This window comes from Lelliottia sp. GFLA7, from assembly GCF_056490165.1.
On sequence record NZ_JBWLAQ010000002.1, the window covers coordinates 830,063 to 849,418 of the forward strand.

Annotated in this window: 17 protein-coding genes, 6 tRNA genes and 1 other RNA gene; 13 read left to right on the forward strand and 11 right to left on the reverse strand. The window is 50.7% G+C overall.

What is annotated here, in order from left to right:
• The first annotated feature begins 156 nt into the window (after positions 1-156).
• On the forward strand, positions 157-1,392 hold the full coding sequence (locus AC07RN_RS09500; protein WP_478336204.1) for an ion channel protein: 1,236 nt from the start codon (positions 157-159) through the stop codon (positions 1,390-1,392).
• Here the strand turns inward: AC07RN_RS09500 and ipdC are convergent, their stop codons facing one another.
• On the reverse strand, positions 1,393-3,051 hold the full coding sequence (gene ipdC, locus AC07RN_RS09505) for an indolepyruvate decarboxylase (protein ID WP_478336205.1): 1,659 nt from the start codon (positions 3,049-3,051) through the stop codon (positions 1,393-1,395).
• Positions 3,052-3,236: 185 nt separating this feature from the next.
• On the opposite strand from ipdC, the gene mgrA reads away from it, so the two are divergent.
• Both mgrA and AC07RN_RS09515 read left to right on the forward strand, forming a co-directional pair.
• A complete protein-coding gene (gene mgrA, locus AC07RN_RS09510; RefSeq protein ID WP_478336206.1) occupies positions 3,237-4,235 on the forward strand; it encodes an L-glyceraldehyde 3-phosphate reductase in 999 nt (332 codons plus the stop codon).
• Positions 4,236-4,362: 127 nt separating this feature from the next.
• Positions 4,363-4,710, forward strand: coding sequence for a DUF2502 domain-containing protein (locus AC07RN_RS09515; RefSeq protein ID WP_478336207.1), 348 nt, complete (start codon positions 4,363-4,365; stop codon positions 4,708-4,710).
• A gap of 59 nt (positions 4,711-4,769) precedes the next feature.
• On the opposite strand, the gene AC07RN_RS09520 is transcribed toward AC07RN_RS09515, so the two are convergent.
• Positions 4,770-6,008: an Nramp family divalent metal transporter gene (locus AC07RN_RS09520; RefSeq protein ID WP_015959923.1), complete on the reverse strand. Its 1,239-nt coding sequence runs from the start codon at positions 6,006-6,008 to the stop codon at positions 4,770-4,772.
• Positions 6,009-6,361: 353 nt separating this feature from the next.
• Here AC07RN_RS09520 and nupC point away from each other — a divergent pair, with 353 nt between their 5' ends.
• The gene (gene nupC / locus AC07RN_RS09525) at positions 6,362-7,549 is read left to right on the forward strand and encodes a nucleoside permease NupC (protein WP_015959924.1); all 1,188 of its coding nucleotides are present in this window, start codon (positions 6,362-6,364) and stop codon (positions 7,547-7,549) included.
• 39 nt (positions 7,550-7,588) lie between these two features.
• Here the strand turns inward: nupC and AC07RN_RS09530 are convergent, their stop codons facing one another.
• The 3 genes from AC07RN_RS09530 to AC07RN_RS09540 form a co-directional block, all read right to left on the reverse strand.
• Positions 7,589-9,784, reverse strand: a complete 2,196-nt coding sequence (locus AC07RN_RS09530) for a sensor domain-containing phosphodiesterase (protein ID WP_478336208.1) — start codon at positions 9,782-9,784, stop codon at positions 7,589-7,591.
• Positions 9,785-9,996: 212 nt separating this feature from the next.
• Positions 9,997-10,072 (reverse strand) — tRNA-Ala (locus AC07RN_RS09535).
• Positions 10,073-10,111: 39 nt separating this feature from the next.
• Positions 10,112-10,187 (reverse strand) — tRNA-Ala (locus AC07RN_RS09540).
• A 217-nt stretch (positions 10,188-10,404) separates the two neighbouring features.
• On the opposite strand from AC07RN_RS09540, the gene AC07RN_RS09545 reads away from it, so the two are divergent.
• Positions 10,405-10,767, forward strand: a complete 363-nt coding sequence (locus tag AC07RN_RS09545) for a YfeC-like transcriptional regulator (protein ID WP_478336209.1) — start codon at positions 10,405-10,407, stop codon at positions 10,765-10,767.
• A 1-nt stretch (position 10,768) separates the two neighbouring features.
• A complete protein-coding gene (locus AC07RN_RS09550; protein ID WP_041689484.1) occupies positions 10,769-11,164 on the forward strand; it encodes a YfeC-like transcriptional regulator in 396 nt (131 codons plus the stop codon).
• 47 nt (positions 11,165-11,211) lie between these two features.
• Here the strand turns inward: AC07RN_RS09550 and gltX are convergent, their stop codons facing one another.
• Positions 11,212-12,627 carry a glutamate--tRNA ligase gene (gene gltX / locus AC07RN_RS09555; RefSeq protein ID WP_478336210.1) on the reverse strand — a complete coding sequence of 472 codons (1,416 nt, stop codon included), beginning with the start codon at positions 12,625-12,627 and terminating at the stop codon, positions 11,212-11,214.
• A 258-nt stretch (positions 12,628-12,885) separates the two neighbouring features.
• Here gltX and AC07RN_RS09560 point away from each other — a divergent pair.
• From AC07RN_RS09560 to AC07RN_RS09580, 5 genes are all read left to right on the forward strand, one after another.
• Positions 12,886-12,961 (forward strand) — tRNA-Val (locus AC07RN_RS09560).
• A gap of 44 nt (positions 12,962-13,005) precedes the next feature.
• Positions 13,006-13,081: transfer RNA gene (locus AC07RN_RS09565), tRNA-Val, on the forward strand.
• A 36-nt stretch (positions 13,082-13,117) separates the two neighbouring features.
• Positions 13,118-13,193: transfer RNA gene (locus AC07RN_RS09570), tRNA-Val, on the forward strand.
• Between the two features lie 3 nt (positions 13,194-13,196).
• A tRNA-Lys gene (locus AC07RN_RS09575) sits at positions 13,197-13,272 on the forward strand.
• Positions 13,273-13,301: 29 nt separating this feature from the next.
• A non-coding RNA gene (locus tag AC07RN_RS09580) (RtT sRNA) lies at positions 13,302-13,424 on the forward strand.
• A gap of 63 nt (positions 13,425-13,487) precedes the next feature.
• Here AC07RN_RS09580 and AC07RN_RS09585 read toward each other — a convergent pair.
• The 3 genes from AC07RN_RS09585 to xapA form a co-directional block, all read right to left on the reverse strand.
• On the reverse strand, positions 13,488-14,372 hold the full coding sequence (locus AC07RN_RS09585) for a LysR family transcriptional regulator (protein ID WP_478336211.1): 885 nt from the start codon (positions 14,370-14,372) through the stop codon (positions 13,488-13,490).
• A gap of 67 nt (positions 14,373-14,439) precedes the next feature.
• Complete coding sequence (locus tag AC07RN_RS09590; RefSeq protein ID WP_478336212.1) at positions 14,440-15,696, reverse strand: nucleoside permease; 1,257 nt, start codon at positions 15,694-15,696, stop codon at positions 14,440-14,442.
• A gap of 56 nt (positions 15,697-15,752) precedes the next feature.
• Positions 15,753-16,577: a xanthosine phosphorylase gene (gene xapA, locus AC07RN_RS09595; RefSeq protein WP_478336213.1), complete on the reverse strand. Its 825-nt coding sequence runs from the start codon at positions 16,575-16,577 to the stop codon at positions 15,753-15,755.
• 208 nt (positions 16,578-16,785) lie between these two features.
• Here xapA and AC07RN_RS09600 point away from each other — a divergent pair, with 208 nt between their 5' ends.
• Positions 16,786-17,127, forward strand: a complete 342-nt coding sequence (locus AC07RN_RS09600) for a FlxA-like family protein (RefSeq protein WP_015959932.1) — start codon at positions 16,786-16,788, stop codon at positions 17,125-17,127.
• On the opposite strand, the gene AC07RN_RS09605 is transcribed toward AC07RN_RS09600, so the two are convergent.
• Positions 17,118-18,059: a LysR family transcriptional regulator gene (locus AC07RN_RS09605; RefSeq protein WP_449554584.1), complete on the reverse strand. Its 942-nt coding sequence runs from the start codon at positions 18,057-18,059 to the stop codon at positions 17,118-17,120. The two genes, AC07RN_RS09600 and AC07RN_RS09605, sit on opposite strands and share 10 nt — an antisense overlap.
• An 89-nt stretch (positions 18,060-18,148) precedes the next feature.
• On the opposite strand from AC07RN_RS09605, the gene AC07RN_RS09610 reads away from it, so the two are divergent.
• Positions 18,149-19,144, forward strand: coding sequence for a bile acid:sodium symporter family protein (locus tag AC07RN_RS09610; protein ID WP_015959934.1), 996 nt, complete (start codon positions 18,149-18,151; stop codon positions 19,142-19,144).
• Here the strand turns inward: AC07RN_RS09610 and AC07RN_RS09615 are convergent.
• Positions 19,141-19,356 (reverse strand): DUF3820 family protein, encoded by a 216-nt coding sequence (locus tag AC07RN_RS09615; protein ID WP_015959935.1) that lies wholly within the window; start codon positions 19,354-19,356, stop codon positions 19,141-19,143. The two genes, AC07RN_RS09610 and AC07RN_RS09615, sit on opposite strands and share 4 nt — an antisense overlap.

Below are 19,356 nucleotides of genomic sequence, written 5' to 3' on the forward strand. Positions count from 1 at the left end.
TTCAAGGCGGGATAACAACAACGGCCTGAATGCGAACTGCCCAGGATAATCGATCTTCGTCACAGAATCACTTTACCGTTTCAGCACCTTTTGCACTATTGCCGTCAAACTGAATGTGCAAAGTCTCGCTAAACACTTTTGTACAAGGAAATCATCATGCTCCATCCGCGAGCCAAAACCATGCTGTTGTTAGCGACGCCTGCGCTCATCATTGGTATTGCGTCAAGCCTGGTGTTAATCGTCGTTATGAAAGTTGCCTCGGTGCTGCAAGCTTTTTTGTGGACCGTCCTGCCGGGAAAGCTCGGCATTGATTTTGCCTCTCCGACCTGGATTATCCTGATACTGACCCTCACCGGTATCGCGGTAGGCTTAGTCATTCGCTTCAGTCCGGGACACGCGGGCCCTGATCCAGCGCTTGAGCCGTTGATCAGCGCGCCGGTCAACCCGGCGGCACTCCCGGGTTTACTTCTTGCCTTGATCATCGGGCTGGCGGGCGGCGTAAGCCTGGGGCCTGAACACCCCATCATGGCAGTAAATATTGCGCTCGCTGTTTATCTGGGTTCACGCATTTTCCCCCGCGTGGGCGCGCTGGACTGGACCATTCTGGCGTCTGCGGGCACCATCGGGGCGCTATTCGGTACGCCTGTCGCCGCCGCGCTTATTTTTTCCCAAACGCTGAGCGGCGATAACGATGTGCCGCTCTGGGATCGCCTCTTTGCGCCTCTTATGGCCGCAGCCGCTGGCGCGCTCACGACCAGCCTGTTTTACCATCCTCACTTTTCGCTGCCGATTCCGCATTACGGTCAGATGCAACTGGCAGATATTTTCAGCGGTGCCATTGTCGCTGCCATCGCCATTGCGCTCGGTATGGTCGCCGTTTGGTGCTTACCGCGACTGCACCGCCTGATGCATAAGCTCAAACACCCGGTTTTGATTCTGGGTGCGGGCGGTTTCCTGCTGGGGATTCTTGGGGCAATTGGTGGGCCGGTGACGTTATTTAAAGGCCTAGATGAGATGCAACAGATGGCCTTCAGCCAGGTCTTTAGCGTGTCGGATTATTTCCTGTTCGCCGTGATTAAGCTGGCAGCTGTGGTTGTGGCGGCCGCATGTGGTTTTCGCGGGGGGCGCATCTTCCCGGCGGTATTTATCGGCGTGGCGTTAGGACTCATGCTGCACGAGCATGTCGATGCCGTCCCGGCGGCGATTACGATTTCGTGCTCGATTCTGGGGTTGGTGCTGGTCGTCACCCGCGATGCCTGGCTCAGTCTGTTTATGGCAGCGGTCGTCGTGCCCGATACCAACTTACTGCCGTTACTCTGTATCGTGATGCTGCCCGCCTGGCTCCTGCTGGCGGGCAAACCGATGCTGATGGCCTGGCGGCAGAATAAGTGACTAGCCGCTGTTACGTGCCTCCAGCGCTTTGGTGATGGCGCTGAGCAGCGAAGGAATATCCTCTTTGGGCAACATCACCTCAATCAGCGAAAGTCGCTCGCGATGGGCGACTTTTTCAAGCACCTCTGCCAGTTGTACCGTTTCGCTGACCCGCCAGCACTGAGCCTGACAGTTCAGGCTGAGCGCCTGCGGGATCTGCGTCCAGTTCCACAGCGCGATGTCGTTATAGCGCTGCTCTGCCCCATGAATCGCCCGCTCAACGGTATATCCCTCGTTATTCAGCACCAGAATGACAGGCCGCTGATCATCCCGCAGCATCGAACCTATTTCCTGAATCGTCAGCTGTGCCGCGCCGTCGCCGGTGAGCACAATCACACGCCTGTCCGGACAGGCGGTTTGCGCGCCAAATGCCGCTGCTAGCGTAAAGCCAATCGAGCCCCATAGCGGTTGAACGATAAAGTTGACGTCCGACGGCAGCCGCAGGGCACTTGCGCCAAACGCCGCAGTCCCTTGATCGGCAAGAATGATATCTCCGGGGCGAATAAACGTTTGCAACGTGTGCCAGAAATTATCCTGCGTCAGCTTGCCTTGATGATATTCCTGAGAAAGCGCGGGCTTATGAATCGGCAGATCGTGTTGGGTAACATGCTGCCTGCAAAGCTCGGATAAGATCTCAACCGCGCGCGCAATAGGAATGCCTGTAAACCAACGATCCCCAATTCGAGCCGCATGGGGCTGGACTTCAATGGTCTGCGCCGCAGTAAGTTTATGGGTAAATCCCGCGGTCAGCGTATCGGTGAAACGCGTGCCCACGCAGATGACGGTATCCGCCCCTTCAATAGCATCCCGGACGGCATCGGTGCTTGCCGCCCCACTGTATGTCCCGTAAAAACCAGCCTGTCGCTCATCAAAAATCCCTTTCCCCATCAGCATCGTGGCATGTGCCATGGGCGTCTCTTTTACCCACGCCTGCAGCGGATTTTTTAGCCCATAACGCAGGACTAAAAAGTCAGCCAGTAGCGCCGTACGGTGGCTGGTCGCAAGACGCGCCTCTGCGGCCTCACGGAACGCTTGTAGACAAGCGTTATCAACGGGAAAAAGCTCATTAGTGAAAGCGCTTACAGGCGGAATGGCAGGTTTTTTTGCCACATCTGCAGGCAACATCAAATAACCAGGACGGCGCTCGCGTCGCATCACTGACAATACGCGATCGATTTCATAGCAGGCATTTTGTTCAGTGAGAATGGCCTGCGCTGCGGTAATGGACTCGCTCATCCTGAAGAAATGGCGGAATTCTCCATCGCCCAAGGTGTGATGCATGAGCTCACCCTTTTGTTGCGCGGCACTACACGGCGCGCCTACGATGTGTAATACCGGCACGTACTCCGCAAAACTACCGGCGATGCCGTTCATCGCACTCAGTTCTCCCACGCCAAATGTCGTGAGCAACGCGGCAAAACCCTGGCAGCGCGCATATCCATCGGCGGCATAGGAGGCGTTGAGTTCGTTTGCACACCCTACCCAACGGATTTCGGGGCTATCGATAACGTGATCAAGGAACTGGAGATTGTAGTCACCCGGCACGCCAAACAGGTGCTTAACGCCACACTGTGATAGACGGTCCAGCAGATAATCGGCGACGCAGTACGGGGTTCGCATAACAGGAGTCCTTCTGACGTTGACCTCACTTTGAGTATTAAAGAAGCGTGATGCCTGTCCAGGAATGCGGAAAAGAAAAGGTTGGCAAGAATGCTTTACGAAAAATGGCGTAGTAATCTGATGGCCCGATTCAGCGTGTAAACGTATACACTGAGAATCACACTTCAGAATAAAGGGGCTAGCGCATGGTTTTTCAGGCGGATAAAACACGTTATGAGTCAATGCAATACCGTCGATGCGGTCAGAGTGGTCTTAGACTCCCCGTCGTCTCGCTGGGTCTGTGGCATAACTTTGGCGACAGCACGTTAATTGAAAATAGCCGTCAGCTTTTGCAGCGCGCATTCGAGCTCGGGATCACCCACTTTGATCTCGCCAACAACTACGGTCCACCGCCAGGATCGGCAGAGAGCAACTTTGGGCGTATTTTTCGGGAAGATTTTCACGCGTACCGCGACGAATTAGCGATCTCGACTAAAGCGGGATACACCATGTGGGATGGGCCTTACGGGGACTGGGGATCGCGTAAATATTTAGTCGCCAGCCTCGATCAAAGCCTGAAACGCATGGGGCTGGAATATGTTGATATCTTTTACCATCACCGTCCAGACCCAGAAACGCCGCTCAGCGAGACGATGAGAGCACTCGATCATATCGTGCGCCAGGGTAAAGCCCTGTATGTCGGTCTTTCAAATTATCCGGCTGAATTGGCGCGCCAGGCAATAGATATCCTCGACGATCTTGGGACGCCTTGCCTCATCCACCAGCCAAAATACTCGATGTTTGAACGGGCTCCCGAAGAGGGTTTGCTGTCCGTTTTGCAGGAAAAAGGTGTGGGTTGTATTCCTTTCTCGCCGCTCGCGGGTGGGCAACTGACCGATCGCTATTTAAATGGTATTCCGGCTGATTCGCGCGCAGCGAGCAAGAGTCGATTCCTGAATGCCGATCAGGTTAGCGATGAAAAACTGAGTAAGGTTCGCCAGCTTAACGCGTTGGCCGAAAGCCGAGGTCAGAAGCTGTCACAAATGGCACTTGCCTGGGTGTTACGTCACGACACCGTCACCAGTGTGCTGATTGGTGCCAGTAAGACTTCACAAATCGAAGACGCTGTCGGTATGCTCGATAATATTCATTTCTCTACGGAAGAACTCGACGCCATAGAAGTGATTTTGAATAGCTCAAATTAAGTGCGTTTTTAGCAAAAAGTGCTCCCCGCCGTGAATTAGGAGTTGAGGCGATTATACGGGGCTTTACTGCCCCGTAATATTGCGTTAACAGGCCGCTTACGGCCCCGATCGTGGGAGAATAACAATAATGTTCAGGTCACTCATTCTTGCAGCAATACTGATGGCGACCGCCCCGCTGGTTGCAAATGCAGGCGAAATTACCCTGTTGCCATCAGTAAAATTACAAATTGGCGATCGCGATAACTCTGGTAACTACTGGGACGGTGGCGGCTGGCGCGATCGTGATTACTGGAATCGTAACTATGAATGGCGCAAAAACCGCTGGTGGAGACATGATAATGGTCGCCATCGTGGTTGGGATAACCGTAAGGCATACGAACGAGGCTATCGCGAAGGCTGGAGCGATCGCGACGACCATCGCGGGCCTCGAGGCCATGGTCACGATCGTGGCCACGGACACGGGCATCGCCATTAATACTGTCACCCAAAAAAGGAGCCATCAGGCTCCTTTTTTCATGCTTTTTTAAGTCTGGGCTACAACCCCAGCAGCGTACCAATCAACAGCCACAGGTTCAGCGCCACCACCAGTACGACAATCATCCATCCGATACGTTTAACCAGCGTCGTATTGACCAAATCACCCATCAGCGATTTATTGCCTGTAAAAATCAGCAGCGGTACCAGCGCCAGTGCAATGCCAAAGCTCAGCAATACCTGGCTCATCACCAGAATGCGGGTTGGATCCAACCCCATCAGAATGACGATAAATGAAGGCATCATGGTGACAGAGCGGCGCACCCACAGCGGAATGTGGAAACGCACGAAGCCCTGCATAACGACCTGCCCGGCCAGCGTACCGACCACCGTAGATGAAAGCCCCGCAGCCACCAGACTCAAACCAAAGATCGTTGCTGCCGCATGGCTCAGCAGCGGTTCCAGCGTCAGATAAGCCTGATCGAGATCGGCGACGCCGGTATGACCATTAAAATGAAACGCCGCTGCGGCTGTCGCCATCATGGCGAGATTAACGAATCCGGCAATCGTCATCGCAATACCCACATCCCATTTGGTTGCCGAATAGCGTTCCTGCCGGGTACCATCATGCGCATTTTGCGTCAACGACGAGTGGAGATAGATAACATGCGGCATTATCGTCGCGCCCAGAACACCAGCGGCAAGGAACACGGCTTCCGAGGTTGGCAGACTGGGTATCGCCATGCCTTTGCTCAACTGCACGAGATTCGGCTGCGAAAATACAAGCTCAACGATATACGCTGCCGCAACGAATAACAGCAAACCGCCGATGACCAGTTCCAGCGGTTTTTGCCCGCGCCGCTGCAGCATCAGAATAAGAAAAGTGGCAATACCCGTCAGCACCGCTCCCTGAAGCAACGAAACGCCGAGGATCAGTTTGAAGCCTATGGCCGCGCCGATAAATTCCGCGAGATCGGTCGCCATCGCGATGATTTCCGCCTGAACCCAGTAAAACCAAACGACCGGACGGGGATAATGATCGCGAATTTGTTCCGCCAGGTTTTTGCCCGTCGCGATCCCAAGCTTTGCAGACAAGACCTGAATGAGCATCGCCATCAGATTTGCCCACACAACGACCCACAGCAGTTTATAGCCGAAACTGGCCCCGGCCTGAATATTGGTCGCAAAATTACCCGGATCGATGTAACCAATCGCAGCAATGAACGCCGGTCCCATTAATGCAAACCGCAACTTGCGCGCTGCTCTGCCACTGCTACCCTCAACGCGACTGTTATTCATTTCTACCTCTGAAGATATAGCCTTTGCTATGTTTCATGCTATCAAAATGAGAATGATTATCAAGATCATTTAAATGGGTTATAGCGATTTCATTGATAGCGAAGAGCAATAGCAAGACAGGACGTTTTGGAATTATTTAGAACGGACAGCGAAATTGAATCATCTTTTGTGAAGCGTAGCACACAAACGTAACTTTTCACTCATTTACATAACATAACAGAAATGTATGGTTGATCACTATTTTTGAGACTCGTCACAGGATGTAACTATAGTGTGGTCTTGATCTCGTTTTCTTTGCACTTGTTACATAGAATGTGCACGGAAATTAAACCTGCCTCATATTTGGAGCAAATATGGACCGCGTCCTTCATTTTGTCCTGGCACTTGTTGTCGTTACTGCACTTGCATTGCTGGTCAGCACTGACCGCAAAAACATTCGTATTCGCTATGTTATACAGCTGCTCGTCATTGAAGTTTTACTTGCGTGGTTCTTCCTGAACTCCAACATCGGCCTTGGTTTCGTTAAAGGCTTTTCCGAAATGTTCGAAAAACTGCTCGGATTTGCCAACGAAGGGACCAACTTCGTCTTTGGCAGTATGAACGATCAAGGTCTGGCATTCTTCTTCCTGAAAGTGCTGTGCCCAATCGTCTTTATCTCTGCGCTGATCGGTATTCTGCAGCACATTCGTGTTCTGCCAGTGATTATTCGCGCTATTGGCTTCTTGTTATCTAAAGTCAACGGTATGGGTAAACTGGAATCTTTCAACGCCGTCAGCTCCCTGATTCTGGGCCAGTCAGAGAACTTTATCGCTTATAAAGATATCCTGGGCAAAATGTCTCGCAACCGCATGTACACCATGGCGGCTACCGCAATGTCGACTGTATCCATGTCTATCGTGGGTGCATACATGACAATGCTGGAACCGAAATACGTGGTCGCAGCGCTGGTTCTGAACATGTTCAGCACCTTTATCGTTCTGTCCCTGATCAACCCTTACCGCGTTGATGCCAGCGAAGAAAATATCCAGATGTCTAACCTGCACGAAGGCCAGAGCTTCTTCGAAATGCTGGGCGAATACATTCTGGCTGGCTTTAAAGTTGCCATTATCGTTGCTGCCATGTTGATCGGTTTTATCGCGCTGATCGCTGCGTTGAACGCCCTGTTTGCTGCCGTTCTGGGCATCTCCTTCCAGGGTATTCTGGGTTACATCTTCTACCCAATTGCCTGGGTAATGGGTGTACCGGCGCATGAAGCACTGCAGGTCGGTAGTATTATGGCCACCAAACTGGTTTCCAATGAATTCGTTGCGATGATGGATCTGCAGAAAATTGCCAGCACGCTCTCTCCGCGCGCAGAAGGCATTCTGTCAGTCTTCCTGGTTTCCTTCGCTAACTTCTCTTCTATCGGTATCATCGCAGGCGCGATTAAAGGCCTGAACGAAGAGCAAGGAAACGTGGTCTCCCGCTTTGGTCTGAAACTGGTTTATGGTTCAACTCTGGTGAGCGTACTGTCTGCGTCTATCGCAGCCCTCGTACTGTAATCAGAAGAAAAAACCGGGGGTGATAAGCCTCCGGTTTTTTTATGCCTGTAATTCCTCGATGGGATGTGGCTTACCAATCAGATAACCCTGAAGATAATCCACGCCAAAGGCCAATAGCATCTGGCGCTGCTCTTGCGTTTCAACATATTCGGCGACAACGCTCAGTGATTTAGTTTTTGCCAGATTGCAAATCGATTTCACAATCATCGCGTCCATATCATCGGCACAAATATCCTTAATAAAACAGCCATCTATCTTTATGATGTCAGCCTCCAAACGCTTAAGCCGCTCGTAGTTGGCATAACCCGTACCAAAATCATCAATTGCAATTTTGAATCCGAATTCGCGCAGCCTCTGGATATTTAAAATACTGCTTTCAGATTCAGAAAAAGCCTGCTCTTCAGTGACTTCGATAATCACTGCTGCAGAAGAGACACCATGGCGCTCAAAGAGAGTAATGATGTCTGATGCTGTCTCTTTCTGCATCAATGTGAGAGGCATGAGATTGACCGAGAACCGGGCGGAATGGTGCGAAACGGGATGATCCGCCAACCATATCACCATGGCTTCCACCACGCTCAGGTCGAAACGTCTGCTGAGATTAAACTGTGCAATGAGAGGGATAAATTGGTCCGGAAAAATCAATTCGCCATCGCTTTCCAGTCGCGTCAGGATTTCGTGATATCCCCCGCCTGCAGCCTTCTGAATAGGTTGCACATACAGACGCAGCCCACCCTCACTGAGCGCGCGTTTAATGCGACTCAATAGGAAGACGCGTTCCGTCGTCTGGTCAGATACCGTTGCCATACTGTGAGTTAATGCTAATACGGTTTGATTTGCACAAGACTGCTCTGACAACCAACTCAATTGACCCAGCACATGATGAAGGTTCTCACCCCATTCATCGCTCAGGCTCCCCCAAGAGGCGCCAAATTCAACATCCAGGGCCGTGTTGTTCCAGTAAATTCTTCGATTATTTAGATGGTCAACCATGTGCTGCAATCGCGCAGCCGTTTCGGTGCCGTTCAGTACAAGAACCAACTCGCTACCCGGCAGTTGGAAAAGTTTTTCATCAGTCAGCAAAAAAGGCTGTAAACCGCTCGTGACTTCACGCTTACAGTTTACTCGCATCATCATCCCATAATGCCGACTCAGAAACTCCAGATTAGCGATGCGCAGGCAACATACATGAGAGTGTGGGTGCTTTTCGAGAAAAGCCTCCAGCGCGCGCATGTTAGGTAAGCCCGTCAAGGGGTCGGTCAATGCCCTCTCCTGCCAACCCTGCTTTAACCATTCGCCATGCTGATAGATACGTGACATGTAAAGCAGACAGATCGCGAACGAAATCAGAACGGAGAGAGCAAATGCCAGGGCGTAGCCATTCTCCACGCCATAAAGGAAATTGCCGTTATAGGTAAGCAGCAAAAATACACAGATCGCCCAACTGAACGAAATCACGCAATAGCTTAATCGGCTAATACCCAGAGTGAACAGGATAAATATGACCGGAACCAGATAGCCTGCAATATAATTTGCACGATAAGGCGTGCACAGAGCAATCAGCACGGTGCCCAAACACAACAACCAGAATAATGTAAAAAAGATCTGCTTTTTAGAAAATGAAGGCCTGACATGATACCGCCAAATTTTTATGACATAACGAGGATTAATGATCATCCTTAATGGGTAATAAAACATCATTGTAAATATTATTGCAGAAGATATTAGGCTCTGAATATCGATAACGTTATCCATTGCCGAGCCTACGCCAAAATAAGTCGACAGCGGCACAGGAAAATGGAGTATATACCCTATCAGCAACATAGAAAATTTAATGCTGATGGGAAGGATGAAACCTAACCAAAAAATCCGTATCCCTATGTATCGTTGGGGGACACCGAACCGCCAACGTCGCCCAAGCTGCCAGCGCATAATGCCGCAGACGGTAAACACAGAAAATACCTGGCAAAACAATAACGCGAATGACTGTATGAGAGTTAATTGTAAACCCCATGCATTGATAAGTGCAGAGCTAAAAATAATGGGAGCGACTGCACGACGACCAAATAATAAAATAACCGACAGCATAACGCTCAGAGGAAGCCAGGCGAGATAAATGTCATTTCCATTAACAATTGCACGAGGGGAGATATAGCGGGAAAGAGGCAGAGTCAGCAGGCAAATTAAAGAAGCTAGTGCGAATATTCTTAAATTATCAAGAATTTTATTTGTCATTACGGTTAGCAGCCTCATTTGCCTGACAGCACGTTAATTTTTAAGAATAGTAAAATTATTAATTGTGCTAAGCAAGTTTCCCTTTCAGAGCCGTCAGCGTTTTTGCATGAGGTTTACTCGCAGTATAGGAAATGTATGGTTCTGCAACAAAATGAGGGATGTTTTTAACATGGGCATAAAAAAACCCCCGCCATCCGGCGAGGGTCTAAATTTGGTGGAGCTAAGCGGGATCGAACCGCTGACCTCTTGCATGCCATGCAAGCGCTCTCCCAGCTGAGCTATAGCCCCACAGTGTCTTTACGTTCCAAACTCTCCTGGATAAGAATTTGGTGGAGCTAAGCGGGATCGAACCGCTGACCTCTTGCATGCCATGCAAGCGCTCTCCCAGCTGAGCTATAGCCCCAACGTAAAGCTGTCGTGTTGACGGGCGGCATAATATGAATTCCATTGCAGAGTGTCAACGGCAAAATCAGTTCCTCTCTTTCAATCGTCGAAAAATCATGCAAATAAAACACATTGCGAAGCGGCTCGCAGTCCTAAGTTAAGCCTGTCACGTTTTCGCGTAAAAGGGTGCTATAAGATGAACCACTAATTAACCCTACTGATACTCAGGTGATTGTATGATCAAGGAACGAATGACGCCGGAGGAGCTGTCTCAGCTCACTGGCTATAGCCGTCAGACCATCAATAAATGGGTACGTAAAGAGGGTTGGAAAACTTCACCAAGGCCGGGCGTTCAAGGCGGAAAAGCGCGACTGGTGCATGTGAACGAAAAAGTCAGAGAATTTATTCGTTGTGCTTGTCGGATAACAGACGAACCTCAGCTATCTGAAGGCAGTGCAAACCCTAACGCACTTAACGCGCTTCTCCTGACACTGGCAAATGAAATGACCCCGGATGAACAAAAGCAGCTGACCACGCTGTTACTGCGGGAAGGGATTTCCGGATTGTTACAACGTTTAGGAATACGTGACCAGAACTAATATGAATAAATTACGGAGCAAAATGACCACGGAAGAGCTGGCCGAAAGCCTTGGCGTGGCCAAGCAAACGGTAAACCGCTGGGTGCGCAAGCAAGGGTGGAAAACAGAAGGTATCAACGGTGTGAAAGGTGGACGGGCAAGACTCATTCATATTGATGCCAGGGTGCGCGAGCACATAATTAACCTCCCCGCCATTCGTAACCGTCAGGCCATATACCAGCTTGCTGAGCCGTCTGCCGCCTATGGTGGCACTAACCCATCTCGTGTGTTGCGTCAGGTCATCGATACACTGGAAAACATGACCCAAACCGAGCAAGAAAGGCTTGCTGCGTTACTGACACGTGAAGGTATTAAGGGATTTCTCAACCGACTCGGTATTGCTGAAGAGCACGCATAAAAAACGGCAGGGAAACCTGCCGTTTAATTATTACCTGTTCAGAACGATTACTGCTGACTTTCGCGCTCAGTAATAAAGCCCAGAGCTTTGTTAATACGCGCAACGCTGCGTGTCTTACCAATCGCGTGGACCGTTACGTCCAGTCCTGGTGACTGGCCTGCACCTGTCACCGCGACACGCAGTGGCATACCGACTTTACCCATACCGACTTCCAGCTCGTCTGCGGTTGCCTGAATCGCATGATGCACATTCTCAGCTGTCCATTCGGTAATGGCGGCCAATTTATCGCGCACCACTTCCAGAGGCTGACGTGCTACTGGACGCAGATGTTTTTTTGCTGCATCTGCATCAAACGCGTCGAACTCTTCATAAAAATAGCGGCAGCTGTCAGCGATTTCTTTCAGCGTCTTGCAGCGCTCACCGAGCAGTTTCACCAGTTCCGCCAGCTCAGGGCCAGTGCGGGTATCAATGTTAGCCTGCTCAATATGCCATTGCAGATAGGTCGCCACGTACTCAGGCTGCATGGTGTTAATGTAATGGTGATTCAACCACAGCAGTTTATCGGTGTTAAACGCACTGGCGGACTTACTTACCGCCCCCAGAGAGAACAACTTGATCATCTCTTCGCGACTAAAGATTTCCTGATCACCGCTGGACCAGCCCAAACGCACAAGGTAGTTCAGCAGTGCTTCAGGTAAATAGCCGTCATCACGGTACTGCATTACGCTGACCGCACCGTGACGTTTAGACAGTTTCTTACCATCGTCGCCGTTGATCATAGAAACGTGCGCGTAAACCGGTACTGGCGCATTCAACGCTTTCAGGATGTTGATCTGACGCGGGGTGTTGTTGATATGGTCTTCGCCACGGATAACGTGAGAAATCTCCATATCCCAGTCATCGACGACGACACAGAAGTTATAGGTTGGAGAACCATCGGTGCGACGAATAATAAGATCGTCTAACTCCTGATTGCTGAATTCGATCGGACCACGGATCTGATCGTCAAAAATAACGGAGCCGTCTTGCGGGTTAGCAAAACGCACAACGCAGGGTTCATCATCAGCATGTTGCTCGTGGCTGTGGCGGCAGCGACCGTCGTAGCGAGGTTTGTCGCCGTTCGCCATTTGCTCTTCACGCAATGCATCCAGACGTTCTTTTGAGCAATAGCATTTATATGCCGTGCCCGCGACGATCATGTCATCAATGACAGCGTTATAACGGTCGAAACGCTTGGTCTGGAAGTACGGGCCTTCATCCCACTCCAGATTCAGCCAGTTCATCCCATCCATAATGGCTTCGATTGCTTCCGGCGTGGAACGCTCGAGATCGGTGTCTTCAATACGCAACACGAACTCACCGCCGTGGTTACGTGCAAAAAGCCAGGAATAGAGAGCAGTACGTGCTCCACCGACGTGCAAATAACCTGTCGGGCTGGGCGCGAAGCGAGTTTTGATTTTCATGAAATGGCCTTACGTTATGAACGATGCCGACGACCGGCAAATGCTGGGAAAAAACAATGGGCAATATTCTATCACTGTGGGGCGATTCCTCAATGATGTTGCCGGTTTGACGTGCAGGTTTACTAATTTTGTTTAGAAATCATGCCGCACGGACGGTTTAGTAATCCTTTTGTCTAATTTTACGACGAACGAACGAAAACTTTAGAAAAGGCGTTGACTCATTTTCAACTCTCCCTATAATGCGACTCCACACAGCGGGGGTGATTAGCTCAGTTGGTAGAGCACCTCCTTTACACGGAGGGGGTCGGCGGTTCGAGCCCGTCATCACCCACCATCTACTTTACGTAGACTCCGCAGTGTAGATAAGAATTTGAGATTGGGCGATTAGCTCAGTTGGTAGAGCATCTCCTTTACACGGAGGGGGTCGGCGGTTCGAGCCCGTCATCGCCCACCATTCTCAAAAGGTTTCTTATCTAAGCAGTACCGAAATGGGTGATTAGCTCAGTTGGTAGAGCACCTCCTTTACACGGAGGGGGTCGGCGGTTCGAGCCCGTCATCACCCACCATTCGGGTCGTTAGCTCAGTTGGTAGAGCAGTTGACTTTTAATCAATTGGTCGCAGGTTCGAATCCTGCACGACCCACCAATGTAAAAAAGCGCCCTAAAGGCGCTTTTTTACTATCTGCGATTTGAACGATTCGAACCTGCTGCAGGTTCGAGCCGAACAAAGTGAGGCACCGGAGCCACAGGCGACGGCCCGAAGGGTGAGCAACGCGAATCATCCTGCACGACCCACCAATGTAAAAAAGCGCCCTAAAGGCGCTTTTTTGCTATCTGCGATTTGAAAGGTTCGGCCCCGCTCTACACTATCAATCCTTCGATTAATTTCTCGACTGCTGGCGTCGCCTGCTTCTGGTCATAGACAACATATAAATCTGCGGGAATGCGCTCTTCCAATGGGCGGAACACCACACCTGGCCACTGCATTTGTGCGTAGCTATCTGCTGCAAGCGTAATCCCCATTCCCATGCTGATCATCGCCAGTACCGTCTGCGGCTCAACGGCCTCGCGGACAATCAATGGTGTAAAGCCTGCTTGCTGGCATACGCCATGCAGAAATGCCCAGTCAGAATGCGCCGAGGGCATTGTGACAAAATATTCGTTTTGCAGTTCGGTTAATGAAACGGCGGACCGTCCGACCAGGCGGTGATCTTCCGGCATCGCGACCAGAAACGAGGCGGCACTTAAATTGATGCTGGTAAAACCCGCTGAGGGATGCGTCGCCATCCGCCAGATCCCAACATCCAGCTCACGTCGTTCGAGTAATGCCATCTGCATCACCGGTGATTTTTCACGGAAAACAACGTCAACGTTTGGGTGCGCTTTTAAAAACGCCCGCATCAGCAAACGCACTTCGCTCCACATTGCCGTTCCGACAATACCCAGTTCAATCCGCCCCGCTTCTCCCCGGCCAATCTGCTCTACGCGCGCAAGTGCCTGGCCTGCACTGGCAAGCAGACGTCGGGACTCTTCCATCAGAATTTTGCCTGCGTGAGTCAAAGCAACGCTTCTCGAATGACGAATAAACAGCAAGGTACCGAGCTGACTTTCCAGCTCTTTAATATGTAGACTCAAGGGAGGCTGGGACATGTTAAGACGGGCCGCAGCCCGTCCAAAATGCAGCTCTTCAGCGACAGCAAGGAAATAACGCAGCAGTTTAAGATCGGTACAATAAACGCGTTCCATCAAAGCATACCCGGCAAAAAATTCGCATTCGCCACCTTAATGCCTTTTTCGCACCTAATGACACATTTTAATGAGTAACTGTGCGCATTGTGCTGTTTTCGGGTGTGTGGCGATAGTGAAAACTAAACCAGAAGATGACAGCCAGCATCAAGGCATAAGCCGCAAATACCAGCCATATTGTCTGCCAGTCTTTTACGCCATCTGTTGAGAAAAAGTCCACTGCCATGCCGCTCAGAATTGCGCCCAGGTATGCACCTACGCCGTTCACCATCGTCATAAATAACCCCTGAGCGCTGGCGCGGATATCAGAACTCACCTCCTGCTCGACAAACACTGAACCAGAAATATTAAAGAAATCGAACGCACAACCATAAACAATCATCGACAACATCAGTAAAGCGAAACCCATTCCGGACGGATCGCCGAAAGCAAACAATCCAAAACGTAGCATCCAGGCGATCATGCTCATCATCATCACCGTTTTGATGCCGAAACGCTTAAGAAAATAAGGAATGGTCAGAATGAAAAACACCTCTGACATTTGCGATACAGAGAGCAAAATCGATGGGTATCGAACGATAAAGCTGTCGGCAAATTCAGGATTACGCGCAAAATCATGCAGAAAGGGGCTGCCAAAGGTATTCGTGATTTGCAAAACAGCGCCCAGAAGCATGGCAAACAGAAAAAATACCGCCATGCGGGGTTGTTTAAAGAGGACAAATGCATCAAGGCCGAGCTTGCTGATAAGCGTTGCACTGGCTTTGTTCTGCACTACAGGAATTTTGGGTAACGTCATCGAATAGAGCGCTAAAACCAGAGATGAACCCGCAGCGATATAAAGCTGTACGTTACTCAGCTCTACGCCCATCAAACTGATTGTCCACATTGCAACGATAAAACCCACCGTGCCATACACGCGTACAGGCGGGAAATGAGTCACCGTATCCAGCCCTGCCTGCTCCAGACACGAGTAAGAAATCGTATTGGAGAGTGCAATCGTGGGCATAAACGCCATTGCGTTAATGAGCATCACCCAGAACATCAGACCAGGCTCGTTAATGTGCGCGGCATAACACAGCGCAACTGCGCAGACGAGATGACAAATCATATACGCGCGGTCAGCGCGAAGCCATTTATCAGCAATTATGCCCACCAGCGATGGCATCACAATCGCGGCAAGCCCTTTAGAGCTGTAAACCATACCAACGTCGGAACCGGTAAAATGTAGGGTATTAATCATGTAAGAACCGAGGGTGACCAGCCAACTCCCCCAGATAAAATATTGCATAAAGGACATCATTTTTAAGCGAGTCGTGATGTTCATATCACATTCCTTATTGCAGCAGGTGGCCGTTGCAGGCCACTTTTTGTTTTTATTAATCAGGCAATTTTGCGTAAAAACCCGCAGATAAGATCGATGAAGTTCTGTCGAGAGAGTTCTGCCGCAGCCAGGGTTTGATCATGTGACAGTTTCACATCGCCAAGCCCTTCCGCCAGGTTCGTAATTGCGGAAACGGCGACAACTTTAAGACCGCAATGACGGGCTGAAATTACCTCAGGTACGACCGACATTCCCACCACATCCCCGCCGATAATTTGCATCATGCGGATCTCGGCAGCAGTTTCAAAATTGGGGCCGGAATAGGAGACAAAGACACCTTCGCTGAGCGCAAAACCCTCTTCATTCGCAACGGCTTGTAAGATTGCGCGTGCTTCAGGATCGTAGGCATTCGCCAGAGAGAAAAAACGCTCGCCAAAGCGCTCGTCATTCAAGCCCACCAGCGGCGTACCCGGCATGGTATTGATATGGTCATTAAGCGCAACAAGACTGCCAGGCCCAACGTCTGGTCGCAGGGAACCGGCCGCATTAGTGCTGAACAGGAACTCACAGCCGAGCAATTTAAAAGTGCGGATCGCGTCCGTCATTACCGTCATTCCGCGGCCTTCATAGAAATGCCCACGGCCTTTCATGCACGCAACGGGAACGCCCGCCAGATGACCTAATACCAATTCACCGGCATGGCCGTGGACGGTACTGATGGGAAAACCAGGCAATTTGTCGTACGAAATCGCAACGGCATCTTCAATCTGATCCGCAAGCGCTCCCAGTCCAGAGCCAAGAATAAAGGCTACTCGGGGAGTGAAATCAGGTTTGGCGGTACGAATAATATCAGCGCAATACCACGGATTATTTGAGAGGGTCATGGAGGCTCCTTCAGGGCTAAAATTGCGATAAATACATCGCATCACCCCTGACTTATATCCGCAGCACCTCCATTATCACCAATACACTTTCAGCATTTCATCAATACTCTTTCAGTATCAATGCATGCAGACCCGCTAAATCTGGCAGGTACACTCAAGCTATTGTCGCTAATGCCGATATTCTTGTTTTATGGCGAGAGGAAATAACATGACGACTATCCAGGGACCCACCCCATCATTACAAACCAGCAGTGGCAGCAGCAGCGCCAGTGGCAATAGTATTTCTGCGCAGATTAGCCGTATAACGTCGCAAATTACTAAGCTGACCCAGCAGTTGAAGGACGTGGCAAGCGACACCAGCGGCAGCGCTGAAGACAAGAAAAAGCAGGCTGAGCTTATTCAGAATCAGATCAAAATGCTGCAGGCGCAACTGGCGCAGTTACAGCGTCAGCAAGCTGAAGAAAGCCAGCAAAAACAAGCTCAACAGCAGAGCAAGGCCGAAGGTGTGAATTCACCTACCGCCAGTAACCAGATTGATATCTACATATAATCGTCTGTTGCGTTAAACAACGGATCGCGTATGCGGGCCTCCATTAATTGCTGCGCCTGCATACGAACCACCTCCCATAAGGCGTGAGCCGCCCCCGAAAGCGAACGATTTTTACGCCGCGCAAGCATCAACTTGCGTTCGATGCATGGCGTGAAGCGCTTAACAACCAACCGGCTCCCTTGAGGCAATGGCAATGCCAGCGCAGGTAAAACACTGATGCCTATTCCCGCCTCAACCATCGGGAACAACGTCGCGGGATGACCAATTTCCTGCACGATTGACGCCTTCACTTTTTGCTCAACCAGCGCCATGTCAATCAATGGGCGACTTCCTGAGGCGTAATCCTGCAGCACCAGGTTAGCCCCCTGCAGTGCCTGCCATGTAACTTCTGGCAAAGCTGCCAGCGGGTCATCGTCACGACATAACAACAAGAACGGCTCTGAGAGTACCATCTCGCATTCAAGATCCGTGACCGGACCGGGGTCGATAACAATCCCAAAATCGACATCTCCCTGTCGAATACTCTCCAGCACCCATTGCTGTGGCCGGTCGTGCAGCACAAAATTGATATCGGGATAACGTTGATTGCTTTCTGCAATACACTGCGGAATGAGATGCGCTGAAATCGTCTGGCTTGCTGCCACGCGCACCGTTCCGGAAAGCTGCTGCCCGACTCGGCCCACATCACGCAAAGTGCTATTAAGTTCATCCAGCAGTCTTTCCAGACGTAAAGCCAGCTGCTGCCCCGCTTCGGTGAGCACCACTTCACGCGTGGTGCGATCGAGAAGACGCACGCCGGTTTGTAGTTCCAGCTCTTTCACGCTGTGACTCACCGCCGACTGGCTCAGGCCGATTATTTCGCCCGCGCGGCTAAAACTTTTGGCCTGCGCGACGGTGACAAAAACACGAAGTTGACGTAGCGAATAATTCATCTATTTTATTCATGAATGGATGCAATAAATCGATTTTATTTCTCAAACAGAACAAAGCACAATAGCGAAATCTGTTTTCAGGAGCGTTTATGAAACTCTTTCGCATTCTCGATCCCTTTACTCTTACGCTGATTGCCGTCGTGTTATTGGCCTCATTTTTCCCGGCCCGTGGCAGCTTCGTGCCTTTCGTTGAAGGTCTCACGACAGCAGCTATTGCCCTGCTGTTCTTTATGCACGGTGCCAAACTCTCCCGCGAAGCCATCATTGCAGGCGGTAGCCACTGGCGACTGCATTTGTGGGTGATGTGCAGTACGTTCGTGATATTCCCGATCCTTGGCGTGCTGTTCGCCTGGTGGGCACCGGTGAATGTCGATCCCGCGCTTTACACTGGCTTCCTCTATCTGTGTATTTTGCCCGCGACCGTGCAGTCAGCCATTGCCTTTACTTCTCTCGCGGGTGGCAATGTGGCGGCGGCAGTCTGTTCCGCATCCGCCTCAAGTCTGTTAGGGATTTTTGTTTCGCCACTGCTGGTCGGGTTGTTGATGAACATGCATGGTGCGGAAGGCAATCTGGAACAGGTGGGTAAAATCTGCCTGCAGTTGCTGCTGCCATTTGTGCTGGGCCACCTTTCTCGTCCATGGATTGGCGATTTTGTGGCGAGAAATAAAAAGTGGATTGGGAAAACTGACCAGACGTCGATTTTGCTGGTGGTCTATTCCGCTTTTGGTGAAGCCGTCGTAAACGGTATCTGGCACAAAGTCGGCATCGGTTCGTTGCTGTTTATTGCGCTAGTGAGCTGCGTGCTGCTGGCGATAATTATTGCGGTAAACATGTTTGCCGCGCGTCGATTCGGATTTAATAAAGCCGATGAAATCACCATCGTCTTCTGCGGGTCGAAAAAGAGTCTGGCGAATGGCATACCGATGGCGAATATTCTGTTCCCGACGTCGGTCATTGGGATGATGGTACTGCCGCTAATGATCTTCCACCAAATCCAGCTGATGGTGTGCGCGGTGATGGCACGACGCTACAAACGTCAAACCGAAAAGCTGGCGCAGGAAGAGTCCCACGCCGCAAAAGCTTAAGGCCGTTTGAGGGGCTGAACCAGATGGCTCAGCCCTTCTGTTTTGATAAGCAGCGTGATTGCCATCAGTTCGCCCAGCCGCCCGGCAGGAAATTCATCCTTTCGCGCGAACCACAGTAAATACTCTTCTGGAACATCAATCAGCCGACGGCCTTTGTATTTCCCAAAAGGCATTTCGGTATTCGCGATTTCGACGAGCTGTTCTTTCTCCAC